The 19,505-nt window shown below is 71.3% G+C and carries 27 protein-coding genes and 1 tRNA gene; 19 read left to right on the top strand and 9 right to left on the bottom strand.

Features of this window, described 5'->3' with window-relative positions; all coding sequences use genetic code 11:
- Positions 1-6 precede the first annotated feature (6 nt).
- A complete protein-coding gene (locus ACFO0B_RS15960; RefSeq protein ID WP_378613817.1) occupies positions 7-1,113 on the bottom strand; it encodes a DUF4185 domain-containing protein in 1,107 nt (368 codons plus the stop codon).
- 209 nt (positions 1,114-1,322) lie between these two features.
- On the opposite strand from ACFO0B_RS15960, the gene ACFO0B_RS15955 reads away from it, so the two are divergent.
- From ACFO0B_RS15955 to ACFO0B_RS15945, 3 genes are read left to right on the top strand one after another with little or no spacing between them, the layout of a single operon-like run.
- Positions 1,323-2,855, top strand: a complete 1,533-nt coding sequence (locus ACFO0B_RS15955) for a thiolase C-terminal domain-containing protein (RefSeq protein WP_378613232.1) — start codon at positions 1,323-1,325, stop codon at positions 2,853-2,855.
- Positions 2,852-3,616: a crotonase/enoyl-CoA hydratase family protein gene (locus ACFO0B_RS15950; RefSeq protein WP_378613231.1), complete on the top strand. Its 765-nt coding sequence runs from the start codon at positions 2,852-2,854 to the stop codon at positions 3,614-3,616. Before ACFO0B_RS15955 ends, ACFO0B_RS15950 begins: the two co-directional genes overlap by 4 nt.
- A gap of 3 nt (positions 3,617-3,619) precedes the next feature.
- Positions 3,620-4,258, top strand: coding sequence for a TetR/AcrR family transcriptional regulator (locus ACFO0B_RS15945; RefSeq protein ID WP_378613230.1), 639 nt, complete (start codon positions 3,620-3,622; stop codon positions 4,256-4,258).
- On the opposite strand, the gene ACFO0B_RS15940 is transcribed toward ACFO0B_RS15945, so the two are convergent.
- Positions 4,259-5,035 (bottom strand): alpha/beta fold hydrolase, encoded by a 777-nt coding sequence (locus ACFO0B_RS15940; protein WP_378613229.1) that lies wholly within the window; start codon positions 5,033-5,035, stop codon positions 4,259-4,261.
- Positions 5,036-5,088: 53 nt separating this feature from the next.
- On the opposite strand from ACFO0B_RS15940, the gene ACFO0B_RS15935 reads away from it, so the two are divergent.
- From ACFO0B_RS15935 to ACFO0B_RS15915, 5 genes are all read left to right on the top strand, one after another.
- On the top strand, positions 5,089-5,553 hold the full coding sequence (locus ACFO0B_RS15935; RefSeq protein ID WP_378613228.1) for an oxygenase MpaB family protein: 465 nt from the start codon (positions 5,089-5,091) through the stop codon (positions 5,551-5,553).
- Positions 5,550-6,137, top strand: coding sequence for a TetR/AcrR family transcriptional regulator (locus tag ACFO0B_RS15930; RefSeq protein ID WP_378613227.1), 588 nt, complete (start codon positions 5,550-5,552; stop codon positions 6,135-6,137). The genes ACFO0B_RS15935 and ACFO0B_RS15930 overlap by 4 nt, the downstream gene beginning before the upstream one ends.
- Positions 6,138-6,211: 74 nt before the next feature.
- A complete protein-coding gene (locus ACFO0B_RS15925) occupies positions 6,212-6,538 on the top strand; it encodes a hypothetical protein (RefSeq protein WP_378613226.1) in 327 nt (108 codons plus the stop codon).
- Positions 6,539-6,605: 67 nt separating this feature from the next.
- Entirely contained in the window at positions 6,606-7,814 is a 1,209-nt protein-coding gene (locus ACFO0B_RS15920) for an acyl-CoA dehydrogenase family protein (protein ID WP_378613225.1), read from the top strand.
- Positions 7,811-7,966, top strand: a complete 156-nt coding sequence (locus ACFO0B_RS15915) for a hypothetical protein (protein ID WP_378613224.1) — start codon at positions 7,811-7,813, stop codon at positions 7,964-7,966. The genes ACFO0B_RS15920 and ACFO0B_RS15915 overlap by 4 nt, the downstream gene beginning before the upstream one ends.
- Here the strand turns inward: ACFO0B_RS15915 and ACFO0B_RS15910 are convergent.
- Positions 7,956-8,444, bottom strand: a complete 489-nt coding sequence (locus ACFO0B_RS15910) for a GAF domain-containing protein (protein WP_378613223.1) — start codon at positions 8,442-8,444, stop codon at positions 7,956-7,958. The genes ACFO0B_RS15915 and ACFO0B_RS15910 overlap by 11 nt on opposite strands.
- 97 nt (positions 8,445-8,541) lie before the next feature.
- Between ACFO0B_RS15910 and ACFO0B_RS15905 the strand changes: the two genes are divergently transcribed.
- The 5 genes from ACFO0B_RS15905 (at position 8,542) to ACFO0B_RS15885 (ending at position 12,549) form a co-directional block, all read left to right on the top strand.
- Positions 8,542-9,933, top strand: a complete 1,392-nt coding sequence (locus ACFO0B_RS15905) for a styrene monooxygenase/indole monooxygenase family protein (RefSeq protein ID WP_378613221.1) — start codon at positions 8,542-8,544, stop codon at positions 9,931-9,933.
- Positions 9,934-10,080: 147 nt separating this feature from the next.
- The gene (sfnG, locus tag ACFO0B_RS15900) at positions 10,081-11,193 is read left to right on the top strand and encodes a dimethylsulfone monooxygenase SfnG (RefSeq protein ID WP_378613220.1); all 1,113 of its coding nucleotides are present in this window, start codon (positions 10,081-10,083) and stop codon (positions 11,191-11,193) included.
- 124 nt (positions 11,194-11,317) lie between these two features.
- Positions 11,318-11,524, top strand: a complete 207-nt coding sequence (locus ACFO0B_RS15895) for a hypothetical protein (protein WP_378613219.1) — start codon at positions 11,318-11,320, stop codon at positions 11,522-11,524.
- 19 nt (positions 11,525-11,543) lie between these two features.
- On the top strand, positions 11,544-12,059 hold the full coding sequence (locus ACFO0B_RS15890; protein WP_378613218.1) for an NADPH-dependent FMN reductase: 516 nt from the start codon (positions 11,544-11,546) through the stop codon (positions 12,057-12,059).
- On the top strand, positions 12,052-12,549 hold the full coding sequence (locus ACFO0B_RS15885; RefSeq protein WP_378613217.1) for a flavin reductase family protein: 498 nt from the start codon (positions 12,052-12,054) through the stop codon (positions 12,547-12,549). The genes ACFO0B_RS15890 and ACFO0B_RS15885 overlap by 8 nt, the downstream gene beginning before the upstream one ends.
- Here ACFO0B_RS15885 and ACFO0B_RS15880 read toward each other — a convergent pair.
- Complete coding sequence (locus tag ACFO0B_RS15880; protein WP_378613216.1) at positions 12,546-12,854, bottom strand: hypothetical protein; 309 nt, start codon at positions 12,852-12,854, stop codon at positions 12,546-12,548. The genes ACFO0B_RS15885 and ACFO0B_RS15880 overlap by 4 nt on opposite strands.
- Positions 12,855-12,963: 109 nt before the next feature.
- Between ACFO0B_RS15880 and ACFO0B_RS15875 the strand changes: the two genes are divergently transcribed.
- The 3 genes from ACFO0B_RS15875 to ACFO0B_RS15865 are packed head-to-tail and all read left to right on the top strand — an operon-like array spanning position 12,964 to position 14,017.
- Complete coding sequence (locus tag ACFO0B_RS15875) at positions 12,964-13,368, top strand: VOC family protein (protein WP_378613215.1); 405 nt, start codon at positions 12,964-12,966, stop codon at positions 13,366-13,368.
- A gap of 2 nt (positions 13,369-13,370) precedes the next feature.
- Positions 13,371-13,790, top strand: coding sequence for a nitroreductase family deazaflavin-dependent oxidoreductase (locus tag ACFO0B_RS15870; RefSeq protein ID WP_378613214.1), 420 nt, complete (start codon positions 13,371-13,373; stop codon positions 13,788-13,790).
- Between the two features lie 41 nt (positions 13,791-13,831).
- Entirely contained in the window at positions 13,832-14,017 is a 186-nt protein-coding gene (locus ACFO0B_RS15865) for a hypothetical protein (RefSeq protein WP_378613213.1), read from the top strand.
- A gap of 240 nt (positions 14,018-14,257) precedes the next feature.
- On the opposite strand, the gene ACFO0B_RS15860 is transcribed toward ACFO0B_RS15865, so the two are convergent.
- Positions 14,258-14,331, bottom strand: a tRNA-Gly gene (locus ACFO0B_RS15860).
- Positions 14,332-14,614: 283 nt separating this feature from the next.
- On the opposite strand from ACFO0B_RS15860, the gene ribH reads away from it, so the two are divergent.
- Entirely contained in the window at positions 14,615-15,085 is a 471-nt protein-coding gene (ribH, locus tag ACFO0B_RS15855) for a 6,7-dimethyl-8-ribityllumazine synthase (protein ID WP_378613212.1), read from the top strand.
- Here the strand turns inward: ribH and ACFO0B_RS15850 are convergent.
- The gene (locus tag ACFO0B_RS15850; protein ID WP_378613211.1) at positions 15,057-15,908 is read right to left on the bottom strand and encodes a deoxyribonuclease IV; all 852 of its coding nucleotides are present in this window, start codon (positions 15,906-15,908) and stop codon (positions 15,057-15,059) included. The two genes, ribH and ACFO0B_RS15850, sit on opposite strands and share 29 nt — an antisense overlap.
- Positions 15,908-16,681 carry an SDR family NAD(P)-dependent oxidoreductase gene (locus ACFO0B_RS15845; protein ID WP_378613210.1) on the bottom strand — a complete coding sequence of 258 codons (774 nt, stop codon included), beginning with the start codon at positions 16,679-16,681 and terminating at the stop codon, positions 15,908-15,910. Before ACFO0B_RS15845 ends, ACFO0B_RS15850 begins: the two co-directional genes overlap by 1 nt.
- Positions 16,682-16,824: 143 nt before the next feature.
- Here ACFO0B_RS15845 and dcd point away from each other — a divergent pair, with 143 nt between their 5' ends.
- The gene (gene dcd / locus ACFO0B_RS15840) at positions 16,825-17,388 is read left to right on the top strand and encodes a dCTP deaminase (protein ID WP_378613209.1); all 564 of its coding nucleotides are present in this window, start codon (positions 16,825-16,827) and stop codon (positions 17,386-17,388) included.
- On the opposite strand, the gene ACFO0B_RS15835 is transcribed toward dcd, so the two are convergent.
- Positions 17,389-17,847 carry a hypothetical protein gene (locus ACFO0B_RS15835; protein WP_378613208.1) on the bottom strand — a complete coding sequence of 153 codons (459 nt, stop codon included), beginning with the start codon at positions 17,845-17,847 and terminating at the stop codon, positions 17,389-17,391.
- A gap of 191 nt (positions 17,848-18,038) precedes the next feature.
- Positions 18,039-18,443, bottom strand: a complete 405-nt coding sequence (locus ACFO0B_RS31525) for a hypothetical protein (RefSeq protein WP_449289794.1) — start codon at positions 18,441-18,443, stop codon at positions 18,039-18,041.
- On the opposite strand from ACFO0B_RS31525, the gene ACFO0B_RS15830 reads away from it, so the two are divergent.
- On the top strand, positions 18,429-19,436 hold the full coding sequence (locus ACFO0B_RS15830) for an XRE family transcriptional regulator (RefSeq protein ID WP_449289793.1): 1,008 nt from the start codon (positions 18,429-18,431) through the stop codon (positions 19,434-19,436). The genes ACFO0B_RS31525 and ACFO0B_RS15830 overlap by 15 nt on opposite strands.
- Positions 19,437-19,505: the final 69 nt, after the last annotated feature.

Genomic DNA, 19,505 nt, shown 5'->3' with positions numbered 1-19,505 from the left:
AGCCGGTCAGAGCGTGGTGCGCATCAGCACCACGTTGTACTGGCTGTGCACCGTCGTCATGAAGTACAGGTCGCGCCCGGTCTGGTAGGGGAAGATCGACGGCGCGTACGCCGACGGCAGCTCACGGGTGTCGATGATGACCTCTGGCGCGCTCCACGGCCCCTCCGGCGACGGCGAGCGGCGCAGCACCACCGAGTTGAACGGGTCGGTGGTGAGCGAGACGTACTGGCCGAGGTACTCGTTGTAGAGCACCGAGAGCTCGCCGACGCCGCCCATGATCGGCGCCGCCGCGTTCACGTCGTCCTTCTTCCAGCCGCCGCCGTCCCAGTACTCGTACTCGGCCAGGTTGCCGATGTCGGCGCCCTTCACCCTGGCCACGTAGGCGGCGTTGTTCCGGCCGGAGCGGGTGCCGTACTCGTAGACCCACTCGCCGCGGCCGACGAAGGCGTTCATCTGGAAGTTGGCGTTGCCGCCCTCGTTGGGGCGCTTGGTGGCGGGCAGCTCGGCCCAGGTCTCGCCGTTGTCCGCGGAGGCGGCGAGCCCGGAGAAGTTGGTGGTCCACTGGCCGGCGGCATCCCAGGTCCTGATCGACATGAGGCTCATGAACTGCACTCCGCCGACCGAGATGCCCGCGGTGGGGATCCGGCTGATCTCCAGGAAGGGCACCTTCGGGCTGGGGATCAGATCCCTGGCCTGGCCGAAAACGTCACGCACCACGCTGTCGAAGTAGATGCCGTTCGCCGGGTCCCTGGTATCGCTGCGCAGCAGGATATTGCTGCGCCAGGCCCACACGCTGCCGGCGAGCAGATTGGGGAAGCCGAGCCCGGCGGTGTCGCCGAAGGCGGTGAGCATCTCGCCGCTGCCGTTGTCCCACATGATGCCGAGGTCGGTGCCGAGCACGTTGTAGGTCTGGGTGTTGTTCGGGCTCGCCATGCCGGTCACCTGGAAGACGGCGCGCGCGCGGCCGTTCAGGTTCGGCAGCCCGGTGCTTCCGTTCAGCACCGGGATCGGGTTGATGGCGTTCGGATTGGCGGCAGCCGGCGTCGCGGTGGTGACGAGCAGGGCGGAGAGTCCGGTGAGGGCGGACAGCATCAAGCTCGCGGTCTTCTGCACGGTGGGGGCCTCCGGCGTCGTGCCGGGGTTCTCGTGACGCACACCCCCTCCGTTGTGCGATGCGCCACACCCCGACTGTCTGGCAAATCGAACGAATGCTAACAGCGCTGCCCAGAAAATCCAGGGCTTGCCAGAACGTATCGCTGGCGGATCGGCCCCGCTCAAGTTACCGTCACTGTTGACGGTAACTGCCGACGAGCGGAGGAACGATGCTGCCAGCCGGAGTGGATCCACGGACCCCGGTCCTGGTCGGAGCCGGACAGGTGGTGCACCGCGGCAAGGAGCCGGGGCTGCCCGGCCCCGCCGAACTCGCGGCCGAGGCGCTGCGCCTTGCGGGCGCCGACAGCGGCACCGGCGACCGGCTGCTGCGCGCGGCCGATCTGGTCGCCGCGGTCTCGCCGGTGAGCAAGCCGTACGAGGACCTCGGGGCGCTGGCCGCCGCCGAGCTCGGCGCCACCCCCGCCCGCACCCTGCAGTCGGTGCGCTTCGGCGGCGATGCCCCGGTCAAGCTGCTCGGCCGGGTGGCGCAGGCCGTCGCCGACGGGAAAGCCGAGGTCGCGCTGCTCACCGGCGCCGAGGCGGTGGCCGCGGGGATCGCCGCTGCGCGCACCGGCACCACCCCGAGCTGGCCGGACGAGCCGGCGGGCGCGGTGCCGGACGAGGTCGTCGGCACCGATCGCGGCCCGAACTCGGAGATGGAGAACGCCGCCGGGCTGTGGGGTCCGGTGTACTTCTACGCGCTCATGGAGACGGCGCTGCGCGCCCGGCTCGGGCTCACCGAGGAGGCGCACCTGGCGCGGATCGGCGCGCTGTGGTCCCGCTTCTCCGAGATCGCCGCGGGCAACCCCTTCGCCTGGCAGCCCGAGCGCCACTCCGTCGCCGACCTGATCGTGCCGACCCCGTCGAACCGCCTGGTCGCGACGCCGTACCCGAAGCTGCTGACCGCCAACCTGACGGTGAACCAGGGCGCCGGGCTGATCGTGTGCAGCGCCGCCGCGGCGGATGCGGCGGGGGTGCCGCACGACCGCTGGGTCTTCCTGCACGGCGCCGCCACCGCCACCGACGAGTGGTTCGTCTCCGAGCGCGCCGACCTGGCCGGCTCGCCCGCCATCGCCGCCGCGGGCGGTGCCGCGCTGCGCAGCGCGGGGGTCGGCATCGACGAGGTCGCGCACATCGACCTGTACTCCTGCTTCCCGATCGCGGTGCAGGTGGCGGCCGAGGCGCTCGGGCTCGCGCTGGACGACCCGGCGCGCCCGCTCACCCTCACCGGCGGGCTGACCTTCGCCGGCGGGCCGGGCAACAACTACACGACGCACTCGCTGGCCGCCCTGGTCCAGGTGCTGCGCGCGCACCCTGGTGATTTCGGGCTGGCCACCGCGCTCGGCTGGTACATCACCAAGCACGGCGCCGCGGTGCTCTCCACCCGGCCGCCGGCCGCGCGCTTCCGGGCCGAGGAGCCCGAAGTGCCCGCCGCCCGCCGGGCCACCGCGCCCGGCTACACCGGCCGGGCCACCGTCGAGTCCTACACCGTCGCGTACCGCAGGGGCAGCGGCCCCGACCGCGCCGACGAGCCGGAAGCTGTCGTGATCAGCGCCCTGAATCCGGCGGGTGCCCGCATACTGGTGCGGGCCTCGGACGCGGAGACCGTCGCGGCCTTCACCGACGGTGACCCGCTCGGCGCGGGCGTCGAGATCGCGGCCGCCGACCGGCTCACCCTGCTCACCGAGAGGACTGTGCGATGACCGACTCGCTCCTGGTCGAGCAGCGGGGTGCGATCACGCTGCTCACCGTGAACCGCCCGAAGGCGCGCAACGCCATCGACCTGGCCACCGCCCGCGCCATCGAGGCCGCGGTGGACGCCTTCGAAGCCGATGACAGCGCCCGGGTGCTCGTCCTCACCGGCGCGGAGAACACCTTCAGCGCAGGCATGGATCTGATCGCCGCCGCGAAGGGCGAGATGCCGATCACCGAGAAGCGCGGCCCGCTCGGCATCACGGCGAAGCCGCCGAGCAAGCCGATGATCTCGGCGGTCGAGGGATACGCGCTGGCAGGCGGCTTCGAGCTGGCGCTCGCCGGCGACCTGATCGTCGCCTCCAGCACCGCGCGCTTCGGGATTCCCGAGGTCAAGCGGGGGCTGGTGGCGGCGGCGGGCGGGGTGCTCCGGCTGACCCAGCGGCTGCCGCGGCCGATCGTCGCCGAGCTCGCGCTCACCGGCGGGCAGATCGCGGCGCAGCGCCTCTACGACCTCGGGCTGGTGAACCGGGTGGTCGAGCCGGGCACCACGCTCGAGGTCGCGCTGGAGCTGGCGGCGGAGATCGTGGCGGCCGCCCCGCTCTCGGTGGCGGCCAGCAAGCGGATCATCGACGAGTCCCCGGACTGGCCGAGCGCCGAGGCCTTCGCCAAGCAGGGTGAGATCGCGCTGCCCGCGCTGTTCTCCAAGGACGCCGCCGAGGGCGCGATCGCCTTCGCGCAGAAGCGCGAACCGGTCTGGCAGGGACGCTGATCGGTGCCCGGCCGGGTCCGCGAGACGCAGGAGCAGCGGCGCACCCGCATGCGCGCGCGGCTGCTCGACGCGACCGTGGCCAGCCTGGTCGAGGTCGGGTACGCGGGCACGACGACGCTCGAGGTGCAGAAGCGCGCCGAGGTGCCGCGCGGCACCCTGCAGCACCACTTCCCGACCAGGGCCGACCTGCTGGCCGGCGCGGTCGAGCACGTCGCGCTGCGCCGGATCGCCCAGCTGGAGGCGGAATTCGACGCGCTGTCCGGCGGTGCGGACCGGCTGGCCCGCGCGGTCGACCTGACCGCGCGCATGCTCTCCGGCCCGGAATTCCTCGCGGCGCTGGAGATGTGGGTGGCCGCGCGCACCGATCCGGAGCTGCGCGCGGAGTTCCTTCCGCTGGAGGTCCGGCTCTTCGAGCAGATGCAGAGCCGGGTGCGCGAGGCGTTCCGCGGCGAGTTCCCGGACGACAGCCGGGTGCCGATCATCACCGAGTTCACCATCGAGATCGTCACCGGGCTCGCCATGCGGGCCCTGCTCACCGGTGACATGGCGGGCAACCTGAAGATTCAGCGTCGCTGGGACACCGCCGTGCGGGTGCTGCTCGGCACCGCCGACCCGGCGTCGCTGGCCCCGCGCCGCGGCTGATCAGCGCTGGTCGAGCAGGACCCGCGCGCAGCCTGCCGGGTCGTCGTAGAACGGCGTGTGCCCGCTTCCCCGCAGCGTGATGTGCCTGGCGTTCGGCAGCAGCTGCCGCGCCTTGCGGCTCTGCGTGGCATAGGTGAGCAGGATGTCGCGATTACCCCAGGCCACCGTCACCGGGATGTCGGCGAGCGCGCCGAGCTCGTGCAGCCGCGCGTCGCGGAAGGACTCCAGCGCCTCCGGGAAGCCGGGTGCGTTCACCGCGCCCTCCACGGTGGCGAGCGCGATCTCGGGCGTGACCTGCCACGGCTTGCCGAAGACCAGTTCCAGGAGGGCGGTGCGCCCGGCCGGGTTACCGAGCAGCGCGGGCAGCCGCGGCTCGATGGCCCGGCCGAGGTCGCGCGCCCGGCCCAGCGACTGCTGGCACCAGACCCGGCCCGCGGTGCCCCAGAAGCCGATGGGGGAGAAGGCCGTCACCGAGCGGGCGAGGCCGCGCGCGGCGACGTTCAGCGTGATCAGCCCGCCCATGGAGTTGCCGCCGAGGTGCGGCCGCTCCAGCCCCTCGGCGGCGATGAACTCGGCGAGCGCGTCGGTGAGCGTCTCGACCGTGGTGTGCGGCAGCGGCGCGCTGCCGCCGAAACCGGGCAGGTCGACCGCGATGACCTCGAACGATTCGCCCAGCCGGTCGAAGAGCGGCTCCCACACCTGCCAGCGGCTGCCGATGCCGTGCACCAGGACGAGCGGTTCGCCGGAGCCGGTGCGGTGCTGGTTCAGCTTCACCATGGCTGGAACCCTAGCCCATTGCTGAGCAACAAATGGTCAATTAGTGTTGCTCTATGTCTTCCGTAGGGCAGGTTACGGCCCCGCCCGGTCCCGATTCGCTGACCTGGCAGTACTTCGGCGACCGGCGCACCTACCCGCTGGCCCCGGCCGCCGGGATCATGCAGCTCATGCTGCCCGGGCTCGGCGCCGGGGTGACCCAGCACTCGGACTTCTGCACCGAGCCGCGGGAGCCGATCTTCCGCGCCCTCGACCCCGACGATCCGGCCGAGACGCGGCTCCCCGTCGTGCCGGACCTGGTCTGGAAGCTGTTCGGCAAGCGCTTCATGCGGGAGTACATGGTGGTCGCGGCGGGCACCATGCCGCCTGCGGTGCGCGAACGGCTCGGGCTGAGGCGGGGCCCGCTGGAGCGGGCGCGCTGCACCGCGCTGGTGCGCCGGGTCTGGCCGCTGCTGCCGGAGCGGGTGCGCTACGCCCCGCGCGCGCTGGCCGGGATCGCCAGGGTGCGCGGGGCGTCATGAGCACCGCGCTGCTGGCGGAGCCGGGCACCGGGCGGGACCCGGTGACCGCGCGGATCCTGGACGCGGCGCTGGCCGAGCTCAGCGAGTACGGCCTGCGCCGGGTCTCGGTGGAGGACATCCGGCGCCGCGCGAAGGTCGACCGCACCACCGTCTACCGCCGCTTCGGCACCAAGAACGAGCTCATCGCGGCGGCGCTGCAGCGCTGGATCCTCCGGGGGCTCACCGAGATCGCGGCCGAGGTGGCGAACCGCCCGACCGTCGGCGAGCGGCTGACCGAGGGGTTCGTGCGCGCGGTGCTGCTGGTCCGCACCGACCCGCTGATCGGCAGGCTGCTGCGCAGCGAGCCGGAGACCTTCCTGCCGCACCTCACCACCGAGGGCGCCCCCATTCTCCGGGCCTGCCGGGAATTCCTCGCCGCCCAGTGCCGCGCGCTGCGACCGGATTTCGACGCCGACGCCGCCGCGGAGATCGCACTGCGGCTGGCCCAGTCCGTTGTCCTCACCCCGCACGGTTGCTTCGATCTGCGCGACGAGGCCGCGCTGCGCGCCTTCGCCACCCGCTACCTGGCACCGCTCACCCGCTGAGATCGGGGCTGGTGCGGAGTGCGGCGGGTACGGCATGATCCGCAGCGGATGCACACGCAGAGGGAAGGATTCGGGTGCGGAAAACCCTGATCGTCGCGGTACTGATCGCGCTGCCGGTACTCGCTGGCTGCGGCGGGGAGGAGGCGCCTGAGCTGACCGCCGCCGACCTCTCGAAGTCGCTGCAGGACAAGGGGCTCAACGACGCCGCGCTGGCCGACTGCGCCGCGAAGGTCTTCGTCGACACGGGCATCTCGCAGGACGGGCTGCGCACGCTGATCGGCGACGACCAGGCCGCCGTGCAGGCCGACCCGGAGAACATGGGGATGAGCGCGGACGACGCGGCGAAGTCGCGCGAGGCGCGGGGCAAGATCGGCACCGAGTGCGTGATCGGCGCGCGCTGAGAAACGGATTCCGATCCGCCTGAACGCAACGGGTGAGGCCGGGGCCGGGCTCGGTCATCGTTGGGCCATGACCTCCACCCAGTCGCAGCAGACGACAGACGCCGAACTCGACCGGATCTTCCAGCCGATCTTCGCGCGGATCGCCGATGGCGCGGTCGAGCGCGAAGTGGATCGCAGGCTCGCCTACGACGAGGTGGCCGAGCTGCGCACCGCCCGCTTCGGCGCACTGCGGGCACCGGTGGAGTCCGGCGGCTACGGCGCGAGCGTGCGGCAGCTGTTCCGGCTGCTCATCGACCTGGCCGCGGCGGAGTCGAACCTGCCGCAGGCGCTGCGGGTGCACTTCGTCTTCGTCGAGGACCAACTGCTCGCCGGGGCGGGTCCGGTGCGCGACGAGTGGCTGCGCAAGGTCGGCGCCGGGACACTGGTCGGCAATGCCATCACCGAGCCGGGCGTCGGCGCGGTGGACCGGTACCAGACGCGGCTCACCAGGCGGGGTGACGACTGGGTGCTCGACGGCACCAAGTACTACAGCACCGGCTCGCTCTACGCCGACCACATCCTGGTCGCCGCCGACCGGGACGGCGAGCGGCTCGGCATCCTGGTCGACGCCGCCGCCGACGGCGTGCGCCAGCACGACGACTGGGACGGCTTCGGCCAGCGGCTCACCGCCAGCGGCACCACCGAGTTCAACGGTGTCGTCGTGCCGGAGGACCGGATTCTCGGCCCCGGCTACGGCAACCCCGGCGCCACCTACTCCACCGGCTACCTGCAGCTCTTCCAGCTCGCGGTGTTGGCCGGGATCGCCGCGCGGGCCGAGCGCGACACCCGCGAGTGGGTCGCGCAGCGCACCCGCGGCTACACCCACTCGGCGGGCGACCTGCCGCGGCACGACCCGCTGGTGCAGCAGGTGATCGGCAAGCTCTCCGCCGCCGCCTTCACCGCGCGGGCCACCGTGCTCGCCGTCGCCGACGAACTCGATCGCGTGCTCGCGGCGGGCGCCGAAGACGAGCAGGACCTGGTCGCGGTCGAGCTTTCCGCCGCGCAGGCGCAGATCGGCGTGATCGAGACCGTGCTGCCCGCCACCTCGCTGCTCTTCGAGGTGGGCGGCGCCTCGATCACCTCGGAGAAGCTGCGGTTGGACCGGCACTGGCGCAATGCCCGCACCGTCTCGGTGCACAACCCGGCCATCCAGAAGGCGCGGGCCATCGGCGACCACCTGCTGAACGGCGCCGAGCTGCCCTTCGCCTGGAGCGCGGGGGAGCGGAAGCCCGTATGACCGGATACGTGCCAGGCACCCCGCGGAACGCCCTCTTCGGCCGCGGCGACCGGCTGCCGCCCGAGCACCGCGGCGCGAGTTACCGCCTGGGCGGCCCGGACTCGACCGCCCTGCCCGACTCCGAGGTCCGCCAGGAGACGCTCAGTCGCTGAGCGTCTCGACGAAGACCGCCGCCAACCCCTCCAGCCCGGCCCGGTCGACCTCGTCGAACCGGCCGGGCTTCGGGCTGTCCAGATCCAGCACCCCGACCACCGCACCGCCATGCCGCAGAGGCACCACGATCTCCGACCGGCTGTCGGCATCGCAGGCGATGTGGCCCGGGAAGGCGTGCACATCCGCCACCACCTGCGTCTCCCCGGTGGCCGCCGCGGTCCCGCACACTCCGCGCCCCCACGCGATCCGCACGCACGCCGGCTTGCCCTGAAATGGTCCGACGACCAGTTCTCCACCCCGTGTGAAATAGAAACCGGCCCAATTCAAATCCGGCAGGGCGTGGAATATCAATGCCGCGAGATTCGCGGAATTGGCCACCCGGTCGGTTTCTCCGGCGAGCAGCGATTCGGCCTGTTCGCGCAGCTGACGGTACTGTTCGGACCGGTCGCCGCTGAGTTCGGTGATATCGAACGACATACCGCCGAGGGTACGGCTACCGCCGGGCAATAGCCGGAATCCATTCTCTCTGATCGCAATACTCCAGCCCCGTGCGCGCCGCCCGCACCATTCCGGTATGACATCGACTACTTCCTCCACCCCCGGCACCCGCAGCGCGGCGATCGTGGGCGCCGGACAGACCGGTGTCACGGCGGCACTCGGCCTGCTCGACGCCGGGTTCGACGTGACTCTCTACAGCGAAAGGGACCAGCGCGCACTGCGCGACGACGTCCCGGCCACCGGCACCGCGCTGGAGTTCGGCGAGGTGCAGCAGGCCGAATCCGCGCTCGGGCTGGACAGCTACACCGGCCGGGCGCCCCGGCACACCGGGCTCAGCGTGCGCATCGCGGGCCCCGGCCCGGAGCGCCCCGAGCTCATCAGTTTCGACGGCACCTTCGACGGCTACGTCGGCGTCGCGGTCGACACCAGGCTCAAGGCCGACGAGCGGCTCACCGAGTTCCGCCGCAGGGGCGGAAACTTCGTGGTCGAGGCGGTGACCCCGGAGACGCTGGACGGCATCGCCGCGCAGCACGACCTCACCCTGGTCGCCACCGGCAAGGCCGGGCTCGTCGACCTCTTCGGGGTGGACAGCGCCCGCACCGTCTACGACGAGCCGCAGCGCAGGCTGCTCGCGCTCACCGTCGGCGGGCTCGGCGCCGGGCGGGAGGTCTTCGCGCACCGCAGCCCGGCCGGCGGCGCGCACAGCCTGTTCTCCATCGTCGCCGACCAGGGCGAGGCGTGGTGGGGGCCGTACCTGCACAAGGATGTCGGGTGGACCTGGGCCTTCATCGGCTGGGCTCGCCCTGGCAGCGACTGGGAGCAGCGCTTCGCCGCCGCCGACTCGGCCGAATCGGCGCACCGGATCGTGCAGCAGCTCTACCGCGACTACCTCGAGTGGGATCTGCCCGAGGTGCTCGCCACCAGGCACCTCTCCGAGGACCCGCACTCCTGGCTGAAGGGGGCCGTCCGCCCGGTGGTGCGCGAGGGCGTCGGGTTCACCGCGAGCGGGCACGCCGTCGGCGCGCTCGGCGACACCGCGGTCGCGCACGACCCGGTCGCCGGGCAGGGCGCGCAGGGCGGGCTGGTGCAGGCGCAGCGGCTGGTCGCCGCGGCCGCCGTGCACGACGGGCCGTTCGACGCCGCCTGGCTGGGCGCGCGGTACGCGGAGTTCCTGGCCTACCGCGCCGAGGCCGCGGCCAAGGTGACCAGGCTCTTCCTCAGCGACCCGGAGTTCGGCGAGATCGGCAATGCCTTCTTCGCCGCCGCCGCCGTGCACCCGAAGTTCGCCTCCGCGCTGGTCGGGCTGCTGCACCGGCCGCAGCCCTTCGCCGAGATCGAGTCCGCGGACGACGCCGTCGCCTACATCTCCCGCATCACGGGAGAGGACGCGGGTGAACTGTTGGCGAAGTTCGCGCCCGCGGGCCGTTTCGCGCGGTCGGAGTACCAGGCCGAACTCGCTTCGGCCTGACGTTTCAGGCAACCGGCGATCGGATCGCGGGGATTCAAAACCTCTGCCGATCCGGTCGCCGGTGCTGACATGGAGGAAGACCCCGGCCGGGCGCCGACCGCCCGGCCCCGACTCGGCTGGGCACGGCCGACCGCAGGGAGCACACGTATGACCACCGAGAAGATCGCCGAGCAGGTCCGGTTCGCCTACTGGGTACCCAATGTCAGCGGGGGGCTGGTCACCAGCGATATCGAGCAGCGCACCAGCTGGGACTTCGAGTACAACAAGAAGCTCGCGCAGACCGCGGAGAACAACGGCTTCGACTACGCGCTCTCCCAGGTCCGCTACACCGCCTCGTACGGCGCCGAGTTCCAGCACGAATCCACCTCGTTCAGCCTCGCGCTGCTCGGCGCCACCGAGCGGCTCACAGTGATCGCCGCCGTGCACCCGGGGCTCTGGCACCCGGCGGTGCTGGCCAAGTTCGGCGCCACCGCCGACCACCTCTCGAACGGCCGGTTCGCCATCAACGTGGTCTCCGGCTGGTTCGCCGGCGAGTTCAAGGCGCTCGGCGAGCCGTGGCTGGAGCACGACGAGCGGTACCGCCGCAGCGGCGAGTTCCTCGAGGTGATCCGCAAGATCTGGACCGAGGACGAGGTGAACTACGGCGGCGACTTCTACCGCATCCGCGATTTCACCCTCAAGCCCAAGCCGCTGAACACCCCCGAGCGCCCGAATCCGGAACTCTTCCAGGGCGGCAACTCCAGCGCGGCCCGCCGCAACGGCGGCTACCACGCCGACTGGTACTTCTCCAACGGCAAGGACTTCGACGGCGTCACCGAGCAGCTCACCGACGTGCGCGGGCACGCCCGCGAGCGCAACCGCGAGGTCAAGTTCGGGCTCAACGGCTTCATCATCGCCAGGGACACCGAGAAGGAGGCGAAGGAGACGCTGCGCGAGATCATCGCCAAGGCGAACAAGCCCGCCGTCGAGGGCTTCCGGGACGCGGTGCAGCAGGCGGGCGCCGCCACCGGCGACCGCAAGGGCATGTGGGCCGACTCCTCCTTCGAGGACCTGGTGCAGTACAACGACGGTTTCCGCACCCAGCTGATCGGCACGCCGGAGCAGGTCGCGGAGCGCATCGTCGCCTACAAGAAGCTCGGCGTCGACCTGATCCTCGGCGGCTTCCTGCACTTCCAGGAGGAGATCGAGTACTTCGGCGCCGAGGTGCTCCCGCTGGTGCGCGAGCTGGAGGCCGCCGAGCAGCCGGTGGCGGTGAGCTGATGACCGCGGTCGCCGCGAGGCGGCGCCGACCGCCGCAGGTGCCGCGGTCGACCGGGCCACCGGCCACACCCCTGCCCCCGGCAGCACCGATGCCGAGGCGTCCGGGCCCGTCGCCGCGGCCGAGGTGCTCACCGACCGCGCCGCGAACGAGGTCGCCGCCGCCGTCTTCGAGGTGGGCGGCACCCGCAGCGCGAGCGTGGTCACCGACCTCGACCACTTCTGGCGCAACGCGCGCACGCACACCCTGCACGACCCCGCGCGGTGGAAGTATCAACACATCGGCCGTGCCCTGCTGCAGGGCACGGCGCCACCGCTGCACGGCGTCATCTGAACGTGCGGAAGGAGAGGACATGACCGTCACCGTCGTGGTCGGCAACCCCAAGCCGGCCTCGCGCACCCTGACCGCCGCGACCCTGCTGGCCGAGGGCTTGCGGCCGGGCGAGGAGCCGGCCGTCGTCGACCTGGTCGAATTCGGCGCGGGGTTGCTCGGCTGGGGAGATCCAGCCGTCACCGCGGCCAAGGAGCAGACCGCCGCCTCCGACCTGGTGATCTTCGCCAGCCCGACCTTCAAGGCCACCTACACCGGGCTGCTCAAGCTCTTCCTGGAGCAGTTCGACGGCGGTACCGGCCTGGCCGGGGTGGTCGCGGTTCCCCTCATGCTCGGCGCGGGGCCCACCCACGCGCTCGCCCCTGACCTGCTGCTCAAGCCGGTCCTGACCGAGATCGGCGCGACCACCGCGCTACCCGGGCTCTACCTCGCCGACCGCACATTCGCCGAGGACGGAGTCCTGACCGCATATACCGAGCGCTGGCGACCGGTGGTCGACGCGCTCATCCTGGGTACGGGAGTGACGAATCATGCATGAACTCTTCGAGTTCCCCGCTGACGGCTCCGGCCTGCGCCGCGCCTTCTCGAACTTCCCGAGCGGGGTGGTCGCGGTGGCCGCCGAGATCGACGGCACGCCGTACGGCCTCGCGGTGAGCACCTTCGTCCCGGTCTCGCTCGACCCGCCGCTGGTCTCCTTCTGCGTGCAGAACTCCAGCTCCACCTGGCCGCTGCTGGCCAAGGCGGGCCACCTCGGGCTGAGCCTGCTCGGCACCGACCAGCAGGCCGCCGCCAAAGCGCTCGGCACCCGCGACGGCGACCGCTTCCGCGGCTCCGAGCTGCACCGCGGCACCGGCGAGTCGATCTTCATCGACGGTGCGTCGGCCTGGATCGAAGGGGTGCCGGAGGTGGAGGTGCCCGCAGGCGACCACAGCGTGGTCATCCTGCGGATCCACCGCATCGCCACCAGGGCGGATGTCGAGCCGCTCGTGTTCCAGGGCAGCAAGTTCCGGCGGTTGCTCGCCAGTTAGCGGCAGACGCCGCCCGCGGCGAGGCCCGCGCGGGAATTGAGCCCCTCGAGGATGTTGCAGGGAGTCCCGTCGGCGATCGGCACGAACGCGAGCGACAGCGCGTTCCGGTTGACGCACTGCACGGTGGCGGGCCGGTAGCCTGCCGCGGCCTGCTGCGCGTCGTAGGTGTAGCCGTGCGACTCACACGCCGCCGTGGCCGCCTGCACGTAGGCGTCGATCGCCGGGTCCGCCGCGGCGGATCCGGCGCCCGCCACGGTCAGCGCAGCGGCCGCGGCCGTACCCACCAGCATCGCGATTTTCCTCATGGGCGGAAATACTAAGCGGTCGAATCGTTTTCGCACGAATCCCGGCGTCGCCGGAACCGGTCAGGAATCGAGAAGCGCAGGTAGGCGCCGTGCTCCTAGCGTTGACCGCATGGAACTCAGCATCGACCAGACCTTCCTCCCGCACACCGACCCCGACGCCGCGCTCACCTTCTACCGCGACGCCCTCGGCTTCGAGGTCCGCGACGACGTCGGTTCCGGCGCGCTGCGCTGGATCACCGTCGCCCCGCCCGGCGCGACCTCGATCGTGCTGTACCCGGTGGACGGCGACCCCGACCTCGCCGCCGCCGAGCGCGACACCATCGCCGCCATGCTGGCGAAGGGCAGCTACGCCCGCATCCACCTCGCCACCCCCGATCTCGCCGCGACCTTCGACCGCGTCCAGGCCGCGGGCGCCGACGTCGTCCAGGAGCCCACCGACCAGCCGTGGGGCGTCCGCGACTGCGCCTTCCGCGACCCCGCGGGCAACCTCGTCCGCATCAACCAGAAGGGCTGACCATGTCCGTCTCCCTCTGGTTCCAGCGCAAGATGAACGCCCGCACCGCCACCCGTATCCGCCGTAAAGGCGGGTCGATGATGGGTATGGAGGTGCTGATCCTGCACACCGTCGGCCGCAAGTCCGGGGAACCGCGGGAAACCCCGCTCAGCTGGTTCGCCGACGGTTCGGATCGTGTGGTGATCGCCTCCGGCGGCGGCGACCGCAACCCCGACTGGTACGCCAACCTGCGCGCGAATCCCTCGCAGGTCGCCGTCGAACTGCACGGCTCATCGGCCACCCCCGTCGTCGCCACCCGGCTCGACGGGGCCGAGCGGGAGCAGGCGTGGGCGCGGATCGTCGAGGCGCAGCCGCGGTACGCCAAGTACCAGAAGAAGTCGGACCGCGAGTATCCCCTGGTCCGCCTCTCGGCTCGGGCATAGTCGGAGGCCGGAGAGCCGTCTGCAGTGAAGGGGGATCACTCATGACCGTCACCATCGAACACGTCACCACCGACGAACTACACCGCCGCCGGGCCGCCGTCCTGGCCCGCGTCGGCCTGAACCTGCCCGAGATCACCGAGCTCGCGGCGCAGTACATGCTCACCCCGGAGGAGCCCGCGGCCTGGAACGAGCTGAAGTCGATCGACTTCCTGCTCGGCGACGAGTGACCGGCTCGACGGGCTTCGAGGATCAGGTCACGAACTTCGCTCTGGATGTCTCCACCCGGGTGCTGATGTGCCTGGAGGGCGAGCCGACAGCGGAGCGGTTGATCATCGAGGTGTCACCTGCGATCGGCAGGCTCCGGCTGAACTTCGAGATCACCCTCGACCACATCCGAGCGACCCCCTGCCCGCGCTCGCTACTAGCGAAAAGCACGAAGACCAGGACAAAAGTCCTGGTCTTCGTGGTGGAGCCGATGACGGGAATCGAACCCGCGCCATCTGCTTGGGAAGCAGAAGTTCTACCATTGAACTACATCGGCATGCGCCTGAGCGCGACCGTCAGCGTAGCAGATCAGGCAGCGGACGATGCAAATCTTCCGGTTGCGCGAGGCGGGCAGTCCGTGCCGAGGTGCGGCGACCGGGCACGGTGGTGCTGACGCCCGCGTCGCCGCTGGCAGCACGGGACGGTCGGTGCAGGTGGCGCGGGCTGGATACCGCCAACGACTTCGGCACGGACGATCGTCAACAGCGCAGCTCCACCCGCTCGGCGCGCTCGAGCGCTTCCCGAGACACCCTCACCCTGCCGGCGGATAGCGTGCAGCGGTGCGGATCGCCATCGATATTTCCGAGCTGCCCGCGGTGAACGGCGCGAGAGTGGCCGTGGTGCAGTCCAAGTGGTACCGCGAGCGGGTGGATCGGCTGGCCGATGCCTGCCGCGCGACGTTACGTGCCGCGAGCTGCGCGGAACCGACGAAACACATCGTCCCGGGCGCGCTGGAGATGCCGCTGGCGGTCACACTGCTTCTGCGGAGCGACCCGTCGCTGGACGCGGTGATCTGCCTGGGCGCGGTACTGAAGGGCGACACCTACCACTTCGAGATGGTGATGGATGCCTGCGGCCGCGGCCTCGCGGAGGTCTCGCGCGAGTACCTGACGCCGGTGATCAACGAGGTGCTGCCGATCACCGACCTGGCGGACCTGGACAAACGGTCGCAGCCGGACGAGTTCAACAAGGGAATCGAGGCGGCCGCCGCGGCGGTCGAGTTCATCGCGTGGCGCCGCGGGCTGGCGTAGCCGAAGCCCGCAGCCCCTTCAGCAGCTCGACCCCGGCGGCGGCATTCTCCGTCTCGACCAGTATCGGAACCTTGCGCAGCGCGGGCGAACCGAACAACCCCGCCAGCGGGGCGGCACCGAGGCTTCCGGTGCCGAGCCGAGCGTGCCGATCCCGCTTGGATCCCCGCGGATCGTGGCTGTCGTTGACGTGCAACAGATCCAGCCGCCCAACCCCTGATGCCAGCCCACGCAGCACCTTGGCCAGCCGATAAGGCGTCGAAAGATCCTCGCCGGCGGCATGCAGATGGCAGGTATCGAGGCACAGCCCGACCCGCTCGTCGTCCAGCGCCGCGAAGTACTCGACGGTACTCGCGCTGTCGGAGGCGAGCGCGGCACCGCCCCCGGCAGTCGGCTCGATGAGCAGCCGCGGCCCGGCCGGCGCGGCGTCGAGCAGCGGCCCGAGCACGGCGGGGAGCCGCCGCAGCGCCTCAGCGCGGAAGTCGGGGGTGATGGACGAGCCCGCGTGCAGCACCACCCCGATGGCACCGATCAGCGCGGCGCGCCGCAGACATTCGGTCAGCGCGGCAACGGTATTGGCGAGCACAGCGGGGTCGGGTGAGCCGACGTTCAAGAGGTACGGCGCGTGGATGAAGACAGAGATCCCGGCCTCGCCGCAGTAGTCGCGAAAAGCGGAGGCGTCCGCGACATCGAGAGCGGGCGCCCTCCACCCCCGCGGATTCCCGGAGAAGAACTGCACCACCTCCGCCCCGATCTCCCGAGTCTCCCGCACCCCGGTCTTCATCAACCCACCGGACACCCGGATCGCCGCACCGATCGGAGCCATCAGAAGACGCTGTATCCGCCGTCGATGAGCAGCGTGTCAGCAGTATGAAATGCGCTGGCGGGACTCGCCAGGTACACCGCCACGGACTCGAAGTCCCCGGTCTTCCCCCAGCGCCCGACCGGGACGCGCGGCTGCACCCGCTCGCGGAACCGGTCCCAGGCGAAGAGCCCCTCGGTCATCGGCGTCTCGACCCACCCGGGCAGCACCGAGTTGGCGCGCACCCCGTGCCGGGAGAGCTCTACGGCGATCGAGTTCATCATGGCGATCAGCCCGGCCTTGCTCGCGGCGTACGACTGCCCGCGCGCCGGACCCTGCCGAGCGGCGAGGCTGGCCGTCCCGACCAGGCTGCCACCCTCGCCCTGGGCGACGATCACCTTGGCGGCCTCGCGCAGCGTGACGAACGCGGCGTCCAGGTTGATCGCGGTCACCGAGCGGAAGTCGGCGAGGCTGGTCTCCAGGAACGGAGTGCTCGTCTGGGGAACGCCCGCGTTCACGAAGCAGGAGTCGATCCGGCCGAGCTCGTCCGCGGCCCGGCCGATGGTATCGACGACCTGCTGCTCCTCGCCGACGTCGCAGGCGAGTGCGAGCACCTGCCCGCCGAAGCCGCGCAGTTCCTCGGCGGCGGCCTCGTTGCGCTCCACATTCCGCCCGATCACGCAGACGGCGGCCCCCGCACGAGCCAGCCCGCGGGCGAAGCCGAGCCCGATCCCGGAATTACCGCCGGTGATCACGGCCACATGGCCGGTCAGGTCGAACGGGTTCGAGTCGGTCATCGGCACAACCTCCGGTCGCTGGCGAATACCGGCACCGGACGGGCGCGCCGACCCGCCGGTTCGGTGAACAGGTGCGAGGATATCTGCCTCGTCATCGCACCCGGGGCGAGCCGCCCGGATCGGCCGGACGATACGCTCACCCCGTGCTGCTCTCCGATCGTGACCTGCGCGCCGAGATCGCCGCCGGCCGGCTCGGCGTCGAGCCACTGCTGGAGAAGGCCATCCAGCCGTCGAGCATCGACATCCGCCTCGACCGCATGTTCCGGGTCTTCGACAACTCCCGCTACACCCACATCGACCCGGCCAAGCGCCAGGACGAGCTGACCAGCCTGGTCGAACCGGCCGACGGCGAGCCGTTCGTGCTGCACCCCGGCGAGTTCGTGCTCGGCTCCACGCTGGAGGTCTGCTCGCTCCCGGACGACCTGGCCGGCCGGCTGGAGGGCAAGTCGAGCCTGGGCAGGCTCGGACTGCTCACGCACTCCACCGCGGGCTTCATCGACCCCGGCTTCAGCGGGCACATCACGCTGGAGCTCTCCAACGTGGCGAACCTGCCGATCACGCTCTGGCCGGGAATGAAGATCGGCCAGCTCTGCCTGTTCCGGCTGAGCAGCCCGGCCGAGCACCCGTACGGCAGCGCGACCGCGGGCTCCAAGTACCAGGGCCAGCGCGGCCCGACTCCCTCCCGCTCCTACCTGAACTTCTCCTAGCTAGGCGGTCGCGGCCAGCGCGGTGCGCAGCACGGTGGAGAGCGCGGGCAGCTCGGCGTCGCGCTCCGGCGGGATCACCCAGTGGCAGCCCTCCCGGGTCCAGCGCCCGAACCCGGTGGGGAGCATGACCGCGCTGCCGATGCCGGGCAGCCCGATGCCGCTGCGGCCGAGCGACTCCAGCACCTGCGGCCCCGGCGCGATATCCGGCTCGGCGAGGAAGCTCCAGCGAATCTGCCTGGCCAGCACGGGACCCCTCGACCCGTGCCGATCCAGCGCGGCGCGCACCCGGTGCGCGCGCACGGCGGGCACGTGCACCACCCCGAGCCGCCCGGTGATCGGCAGCATGAGGTAGCCCCCGCGCTCGGCCACCGGTAGGCCGTACTCGTCGCGGTAGTGGGTCACCCAGTCGTGCACGGTGATCGGCTCGTCGATGCCCACGGCCACCTCCTCGCCTGCCATGGACCCAAGCATGGCGTGCTTCGCCCGGCCTCGGCAGCGCACCCGCGCCAGCGGAGCGCTGCCCCTGCGCTGCCCCACCGGCACTGCCACTGATAGCGATTGCGAATTCCTTGTGGCCGCACCCACAAACCGCCCGTACCCTGGGATGGAGAGTTCGTGCGGGAAGGGATGTCATCGTGGTCCGGCACTGGTCAGGAAGAGAGGCCCGGGCCCTTCGCGATGCCAAGCGCATGAGTATCCGGGAGTTCGCCGCCCATCTCGGCGTGCACGAACGCCTGGTGTCGAAGTGGGAGGCGGGCGGCGCCCGGGTCCGCCCACGACCGATCAATCAAGCCGCTCTGGATACATCCCTCGCCAGGTCCGACGATGTCGTGCGGGCACGTTTCGCGGCGCTGATCGAGCATGCACAGGAGGAACGCCCGTCCGTTCCGCCGCCCGATCCCCAGCAGCCCGACAACCAGCAGCGCGCTCGCGCCGGAGCGCGCATCGGGTATTCCAGCGACGCGGATCTGCTTGCGCTGGTAGACACCGGCGCACTGAGGGGCGATGCGCTGACTGCGGTTTCGGAGAGGGATCTGATCATGGCTGCTGCCCATGAGGCCAGCGAACACGCGGGCCGGGCCGAGAGCACGAATGTGGGCTCGACCACGCTGGAACAGCTCGACGCCGACGTGTCGCGGATCGCGAACGACTACGTGCACATCCCGCCGATACCGATGGCGGTCGAGATGATGCGGGTGCGCCGCCGCGTCTACCGACTACTCGAGGGGCGCCAGCAGCCCGCCGACACCAGCCACCTGTATCTGCTGGCAGGCATCCTGTCCGGGTTGCTCGCCAATGCCAGCACCGACCTCGGGCACTACGACGCGGCGGGCGACCAGGTGCGCGCGGCCTTCGCCTACGGGGAGCTGAGCAGACACAACGGGCTGCGCGCCTGGACCAGGGGCATGCACGCGCTCATCGAGTACTGGTCGGACCGCCCGCGGCGCGGCGTCGAGCTCGCCCGCAGCGGGCTGGACTACGCCGACTCGCCGACCGCGCGGGTGCGGCTGCTGAACATCGAGGCCCGGATCTGGTCCCGGCTCGGCAGCGTGGACGACGTCGAACGCTGCATCCACGCCGCCGAGGACGCCAGGGCGAGCGCGGGCGCCGCCGATCTGCTGCACGACGAGATCGGCGGGGTCTTCGGCTTCGGCGCGGCCAAGGCCAAGTACTACGCCGGAGCGACGCTCATCGACCTCGGCCGCGCCGATCCCGCGCTGGCAGCCACCGAGCAGGCCATCGAGCTCTACGCCAGCGGCCCCTCGCACCAGCGCTCGTACGGCGCCGAGTCGCTGGCCCGCGTCGACAATGCCACCGCGCACCTGGTGAACGGCAGCCTGGACGGCGCCGCCGAGGCACTGCTGCCTGTTCTCGCGCTGGATGAGGACAAGCGGATCAAACAGCTGCAGGAGCGGCTCGGCGGCGTGCGCAGGCGGATCGCCGCGCCGCACTTCCGGGATGCCGCCGGAGCGCGCGAACTGGACGAGCGGATCGAGGAGTTCTGCGCGAGCACGGCGGTCCGCCGCATTCCCGGGGGCCAGGGCTGACCTGCGAGGAGTCCAGTCCGGCGAAACCGGCCCCTTTCGCTACCGGAGGGTAGCCGGGCCGGATATCCG

Source organism: Nocardia jiangsuensis (assembly GCF_042650385.1).
Lineage (GTDB): Bacteria > Actinomycetota > Actinomycetes > Mycobacteriales > Mycobacteriaceae > Nocardia > Nocardia jiangsuensis.
The sequence above is the reverse complement of the archived record's forward strand: the minus strand, read 5'-3'. Positions and strand labels throughout refer to the sequence as shown.

What these genes read in the sequence shown, in the direction of transcription:
- ACFO0B_RS15850 (WP_378613211.1), bottom strand. Translation starts at nt 15,908, where the DNA reads ATGGCTCCGATCGGTGCGGCGATCCGGGTGTCCGGTGGGTTGATGAAG.
- ACFO0B_RS15830 (WP_449289793.1), top strand. Translation starts at nt 18,429, where the DNA reads ATGGCTGCTGCCCATGAGGCCAGCGAACACGCGGGCCGGGCCGAGAGC.
- ACFO0B_RS15905 (WP_378613221.1), top strand. Translation starts at nt 8,542, where the DNA reads ATGACATCGACTACTTCCTCCACCCCCGGCACCCGCAGCGCGGCGATC.
- ACFO0B_RS15890 (WP_378613218.1), top strand. Translation starts at nt 11,544, where the DNA reads ATGACCGTCACCGTCGTGGTCGGCAACCCCAAGCCGGCCTCGCGCACC.
- ACFO0B_RS15835 (WP_378613208.1), bottom strand. Translation starts at nt 17,847, where the DNA reads ATGGCAGGCGAGGAGGTGGCCGTGGGCATCGACGAGCCGATCACCGTG.
- ACFO0B_RS15955 (WP_378613232.1), top strand. Translation starts at nt 1,323, where the DNA reads ATGCTGCCAGCCGGAGTGGATCCACGGACCCCGGTCCTGGTCGGAGCC.
- ACFO0B_RS15935 (WP_378613228.1), top strand. Translation starts at nt 5,089, where the DNA reads ATGTCTTCCGTAGGGCAGGTTACGGCCCCGCCCGGTCCCGATTCGCTG.
- ACFO0B_RS15885 (WP_378613217.1), top strand. Translation starts at nt 12,052, where the DNA reads ATGCATGAACTCTTCGAGTTCCCCGCTGACGGCTCCGGCCTGCGCCGC.
- ACFO0B_RS15880 (WP_378613216.1), bottom strand. Translation starts at nt 12,854, where the DNA reads ATGAGGAAAATCGCGATGCTGGTGGGTACGGCCGCGGCCGCTGCGCTG.
- ACFO0B_RS31525 (WP_449289794.1), bottom strand. Translation starts at nt 18,443, where the DNA reads ATGGGCAGCAGCCATGATCAGATCCCTCTCCGAAACCGCAGTCAGCGC.
- ACFO0B_RS15940 (WP_378613229.1), bottom strand. Translation starts at nt 5,035, where the DNA reads ATGGTGAAGCTGAACCAGCACCGCACCGGCTCCGGCGAACCGCTCGTC.
- sfnG (WP_378613220.1), top strand. Translation starts at nt 10,081, where the DNA reads ATGACCACCGAGAAGATCGCCGAGCAGGTCCGGTTCGCCTACTGGGTA.
- ACFO0B_RS15950 (WP_378613231.1), top strand. Translation starts at nt 2,852, where the DNA reads ATGACCGACTCGCTCCTGGTCGAGCAGCGGGGTGCGATCACGCTGCTC.
- ACFO0B_RS15910 (WP_378613223.1), bottom strand. Translation starts at nt 8,444, where the DNA reads ATGTCGTTCGATATCACCGAACTCAGCGGCGACCGGTCCGAACAGTAC.
- ACFO0B_RS15870 (WP_378613214.1), top strand. Translation starts at nt 13,371, where the DNA reads ATGTCCGTCTCCCTCTGGTTCCAGCGCAAGATGAACGCCCGCACCGCC.
- ACFO0B_RS15845 (WP_378613210.1), bottom strand. Translation starts at nt 16,681, where the DNA reads ATGACCGACTCGAACCCGTTCGACCTGACCGGCCATGTGGCCGTGATC.
- ACFO0B_RS15930 (WP_378613227.1), top strand. Translation starts at nt 5,550, where the DNA reads ATGAGCACCGCGCTGCTGGCGGAGCCGGGCACCGGGCGGGACCCGGTG.
- ACFO0B_RS15865 (WP_378613213.1), top strand. Translation starts at nt 13,832, where the DNA reads ATGACCGTCACCATCGAACACGTCACCACCGACGAACTACACCGCCGC.
- ACFO0B_RS15920 (WP_378613225.1), top strand. Translation starts at nt 6,606, where the DNA reads ATGACCTCCACCCAGTCGCAGCAGACGACAGACGCCGAACTCGACCGG.
- ACFO0B_RS15875 (WP_378613215.1), top strand. Translation starts at nt 12,964, where the DNA reads ATGGAACTCAGCATCGACCAGACCTTCCTCCCGCACACCGACCCCGAC.
- ACFO0B_RS15915 (WP_378613224.1), top strand. Translation starts at nt 7,811, where the DNA reads ATGACCGGATACGTGCCAGGCACCCCGCGGAACGCCCTCTTCGGCCGC.